At 58.0% G+C, this 4,652-nt stretch carries 5 protein-coding genes and 1 tRNA gene; 2 read left to right on the forward strand and 4 right to left on the reverse strand.

Going from position 1 to position 4,652, the window contains the following annotated elements; translation table 11 throughout:
- Window positions 1-984 (forward strand): IS256 family transposase (locus Q0K06_RS13695; RefSeq protein WP_294553674.1); only part of this gene is annotated, 984 nt, incomplete at its 5' end.
- A gap of 154 nt (window positions 985-1,138) precedes the next feature.
- On the opposite strand, the gene rsmA is transcribed toward Q0K06_RS13695, so the two are convergent.
- The 3 genes from rsmA to Q0K06_RS13710 all read right to left on the reverse strand — a co-directional run bounded on the left by rsmA (window position 1,139) and on the right by Q0K06_RS13710 (window position 3,919).
- Entirely contained in the window at window positions 1,139-2,008 is an 870-nt protein-coding gene (rsmA, locus tag Q0K06_RS13700; RefSeq protein WP_294553677.1) for a 16S rRNA (adenine(1518)-N(6)/adenine(1519)-N(6))-dimethyltransferase RsmA, read from the reverse strand.
- Window positions 2,009-2,226: 218 nt separating this feature from the next.
- The gene (locus Q0K06_RS13705) at window positions 2,227-2,844 is read right to left on the reverse strand and encodes a site-2 protease family protein (RefSeq protein ID WP_294553679.1); all 618 of its coding nucleotides are present in this window, start codon (window positions 2,842-2,844) and stop codon (window positions 2,227-2,229) included.
- Window positions 2,845-2,875: 31 nt separating this feature from the next.
- A complete protein-coding gene (locus Q0K06_RS13710; RefSeq protein ID WP_294553682.1) occupies window positions 2,876-3,919 on the reverse strand; it encodes a M23 family metallopeptidase in 1,044 nt (347 codons plus the stop codon).
- Between the two features lie 209 nt (window positions 3,920-4,128).
- Here Q0K06_RS13710 and Q0K06_RS13715 point away from each other — a divergent pair.
- Window positions 4,129-4,205 (forward strand) — tRNA-Pro (locus Q0K06_RS13715).
- A gap of 30 nt (window positions 4,206-4,235) precedes the next feature.
- On the opposite strand, the gene Q0K06_RS13720 is transcribed toward Q0K06_RS13715, so the two are convergent.
- Window positions 4,236-4,652: recombinase family protein (locus tag Q0K06_RS13720; protein ID WP_294553684.1), on the reverse strand; the 417-nt coding region annotated here is incomplete at its 5' end.

The following is a 4,652-nucleotide window of genomic DNA, read 5'->3' on the forward strand; positions in this document are numbered from 1 at the left end:
CCCAAGCTCAAAGGGATCTCCTTTGAGACCGCTATCATTGAGCGGTATCGCCGTCGGGAGAGCAGTGTGGAAGAAGCTCTCATTGAGATGTACCTGGCCGGAGTATCCGTCCGGCGTGTGGAGGACATCACAGAAGCGCTTTGGGGCAGTAAAGTATCTCCATCCACCATCAGTGAGCTGAACAAGAAAGCGTATGTCCACATTGAGGATTGGCGGAACCGCCCTCTGCAAGGTGGGCGCTATCCGTATGTCTATGTGGATGGGATCTACCTGCGTCGTAACTGGGGCGGAGAGTTTGAAAATGTGGCCATTCTGGTGGCGATTGCGGTGAATGAGGACGGATACCGTGAAGTTCTGGGTGCCGCCGAGGGCATGAAAGAGGACAAGTCCAGCTGGGTCAGCTTCTTTCAGTGGCTGCGTGGCCGTGGCCTGGATGGAGTAAAACTGGTGGTTGGCGGCAAGTGCAGAACATGCGCAGCATGTTCCGGTATGCTGGAGGCTGTGGGAGAAGTATTCCCCGAAGCCAAGTACCAGCGCTGTACCGTCCACTTTTACCGCAATGTGTTCTCGGTCACACCTCGTTCCAAAGTAAAGCTGGTGGCAAAGATGCTCAAGGCGATCCACGCCCAGGAAAGCAAAAGAGCGGCCCGGGAGAAAGCCAAAGCCGTGGTGGAGCAACTGCGCTCTATGAAGCTGAAAGAGGCGGCCAAGAAGGTGGAGGACGGTATTGAGGAGACGCTGACTTACTGCGATTTTCCCAGCGAACACTGGACCCGCATCCGTACTAATAATGTCATTGAACGGCTGAACCGGGAGATCCGCCGCCGTACCCGCGTGGTGGGCAGCTTCCCGGACGGCAACTCTGCCCTCATGCTGGTCTGCGCCCGGCTGCGCCATCTGGCCGGCACCCAGTGGGGCAACAAGAAGTACATGAACATGAAGCACCTGGAGGCCGCCCTTGAGGATGCCTCTATTGCCGGCTGACTTCTCTCATGCCAGAGCCTGCAAACCATTTTGCGAAAAATCCTTGACACTACCAACGATAGAAAACGCTTTATTAAACGCATGAGCGATATGTCGTATATTTTGCGTTGAAAAATTGCTCCTCTCACATGAGAGGAGCAATTTTTATATTCGTTCAGTTGCTGTCCGCCGTCCGCTGCGCCAGCGCGTCGGCCAGGGCGGCAAATTCCGGGATCCCAAGCCGCTCTCCCCGCACGTCGGCAGGCAGGCCGCAGGCGGCGATGGCGTCCCGCAGCTCATCCTTACTCAGTTGGCTTCCATAGGCGGAGGACAGGGCGTTGAGCAGGGTCTTTCGCCGCTGGGCAAAGGCCGCTCGCACCAGGCGGAAGAACTGCTTCTCGTCCTTCACCTCCTCCGGCGCGGGCCGGGGCACCAGACGAATCACCGAAGAGGTGACCTTGGGCGCGGGAATAAAGTACTCGGGCGGCACGTCGAAGAGCAGCTCCGGCACGGTGTGGTACTGGCAGTAGACCGAGAAGGCGCCGTAGTCCCCGCTGCCCGGCGCGGCGCAGATCCGCAGTGCCACCTCCCGCTGAATCATCACCGTGATGGCCCGGAAGCACCCAGCCTCAATGAGGGCGGTCAGCACCGGCGTAGTAATATTGTAGGGCAGATTGGCGCAGGCCAAAGGCTTCAGGCCGCCCATCTTCTCCGCCACAAGGGCCGGGATATCCAGCTTCATAATGTCTCCCGGTACAATCTCCACGTTGTCACGTCCGGCCAGTGTCTCGGCCAGCACAGGGAGCAGCGCCTTGTCCAGCTCCACCGAGACCACTCGTCCGGCCCGCTCGGCCAGCCGGACAGTCAGCGGCCCGATACCCGGTCCAATCTCCAGCACGCCGCAGTCTTTATCCGCGCCGGAGGCCGCCGCAATGTCCCTGGGGACATGGTCCTCAATCAGGAAATTCTGTCCCATGCTCTTGGAAAACCGGAATCCGTGCCTGCCCAGCAGGGCCTTGATATCATTTACATTACAGAGGTCCATGACTCATCCTCACTTCTGTTTCGCTGTGTAAAAGCATAACAAACCCAGCCATACGCCGCTTTCTGCGGCACGGCCAGGAAATCAAAAGCGCGTGGGCCGGTGCGGCCCACATGCGCGAAACCTTCACGCGTTCTTTCTTTTTCCGGCATTCGCAGTACGCCCTAAGCAAGCGCATGAAGTTTCTTCTACAAGGATTATAACAGGCTCTCCCCTGTTTGTCACCGTTTTCTTCCCACACGGCTGCGCCGTCTGTTCGCCGTGCCCAATCCGCCCAGACTCCGGCTGTTGGCATACGCCAGCCACAGCGCGGTCAGCAGCATGGTGAAGTTGGCTCTGTTCTGCCAGAACAGTACAGCCCCCAAGACCAGAATTCCTATGCTCACCGTCCAGGACAGCACCGCTGTTATTCGTTCCGCCACAATTTCAGGCAAAAAAATTCCGGCCAGGCTGCGCACTGCCTGCCCGCCGTCCAGCTGGGACATGGGCAGCAGATTGAAGCCTGCCAGCCCCAGATTCAGCCCCGCAAAGACCCACAGCGTCTCTCCTCCGCCCCGCTCTGCCAGTCTGGCTGCCAGCAGCGCCGCTGCCAGATTGGCCACCGGCCCGGACACTGCCGCCAGAAGTTGGGATACAGGCCCCAGTGGTTGAACCCCGGAGAGCACCAGCTCTGCGCCGGCGATTGACAGCCTGAGCTTGGAAATTTTGCCGCCCAGACTTCGGATGGTTACGCAGTGGGCCAGCTCATGGAGCACGCAGGCCGCCCCGGCCAGCAGCAGCGTTCCGTCCTCATCCAGATACCAGAGCAGTGCTGCCAGAAGCAAAAATCCCCCGGACACCTCAACTCTCCTCCACCTCAGCATGCTCGCCTCACGCGCTGGGAATATAGTAGAGCGGGTTGAGCAGAATGCCTTCCTTTTTCAGTTCAAAATGAAGGTGCGGCCCAGTGGCGTTTCCTGTGGCGCCGGACAGGGCGATGGTATCTCCTGCCGACACTGTCTGCCCCTGCTGCACTAACAACTGGCTGCAATGGGCATAAAAGGAGGTCACTCCATTTCCATGATCTATCTGCGTATACAGGCCATAGATAGGGCTGTCTCCGATATAGTCCACCACGCCATCCGCAAAAGCCTTGACGCTGGTACCAGTATTGACCGCTATGTCTACGCCGTTATGGAACTTCTCCTCTTCGTCCACCGGATGCTCCCGCCAGCCATAGGGAGAGGATATCCACCATCCTTCCGCTCCGTCCACAGGAGAGATCGTCGTTTGCAGCCCCAGATTATACTGATCCATGGTTGCGTTGGCTGGCAGTGCCGGACCATCGTAGTCTACGTGAATGACCTCCGGGACTGGAGCGGACTGAGCCGTCTCTGCTGCTGCATCAGGCTCGGGCTGGGCAGTCTCCTCCACAGTCGGTGTGTCGCTCTCATTCTGCTGATTCCCTTCTTCCACCAGCGGCTGCTCCGTATCCAACTTCAGATCCAACACGCCTTGTACTGTCACGCCGCTCTGAAGTTTAGCCACTGTTTCCGTGTAGAGCGGCAGCGGCTCCCATCCGCTGTCCGGCACTTCAACCTGCTCCCCGCCAAATACTTCAACCCACAGCTCGCCCAGCGTGTCCAGCACTGGTTCTCCCGCTGAGATAGACTGTCCAAGGCTGGCAAAGGCCGCGCGGAAATTCGTATCGCCCTGAATAACCTGAACAATTCTCTCCCGGGCTTTCAGCATCTGTTCGGGAAACACACCTTTACCCACAAATACTACCAAAAACAGCGCAATGCAGACCCCCAGCTGAACCAATCGCCGGCGCTCTCTGGGCGCCAGCGCCACCTTTTTCCCACTACGTCGTTCCGCCGGCCTGCTCTGCCGGCGATCCCGCCGTTTTTCCCACTGCCGATATGCGCTCTCCATACCCTGTGTCCTCCCCTTCTCTGGCGTACTGCAACCGCTGTCTGTCCATTTTCCTGCGTACTATCCCTATTCGCCTTCCGCCCCACTTATGCGGAAAATCTTTCTCCGGCGCCGGAAAAATTGCCTTGACATTTGGCGGCTAAGTCACTATAATTAATTGCAGTCTGTACGGGGCATATTCCATTGCAGTACGGGCAGAAGGTTCATATCCGGGTGTGGCGAAGCTTGGTATCGCGCTTGGTTCGGGTCCAAGAGGCCGTGGGTTCGAATCCCGCCACTCGGACCATGCGGAGTGTCCTTATAGGATCTGAGTATCCTACAAAGGACACTCCGCATTTTTTATTGTCAAAATTGGGGCGGCACCGTTTTCGTCGAACAGCAGCCGATCCCGGATGCACAGGAGCTTTACCTTATGCCGGGTGAGCAGGTCAATGTAGCTTTGGGTCATGCCCCACTCCCGGCCTACCCGGGTCAGGTTATGGACTAACACCACATCCACCTTGTCAGCGACAACGGCCTCGGTTACCTTCTGGAGCGCCGGGCGGTCTAATGTGAGCCCGCTGCCGTATTCGTCCGCAGCGCCGATGATGGTATATCCCGCCTTCTTTGCGTAGAGCTGGAGCAGAAACCGCTGGTGTTCCAATGCGAAAGAATCTTCATGGGCGACACGGCAATAGAGAAATGCTCTCATATCCCACACCACCTTTACACCGCCGGGGCGTAGCTGACTGCT

Origin of the sequence: uncultured Pseudoflavonifractor sp., from assembly GCF_944387805.1 — a bacterium.
In the GTDB taxonomy this organism is placed as follows: domain Bacteria; phylum Bacillota; class Clostridia; order Oscillospirales; family Oscillospiraceae; genus Pseudoflavonifractor.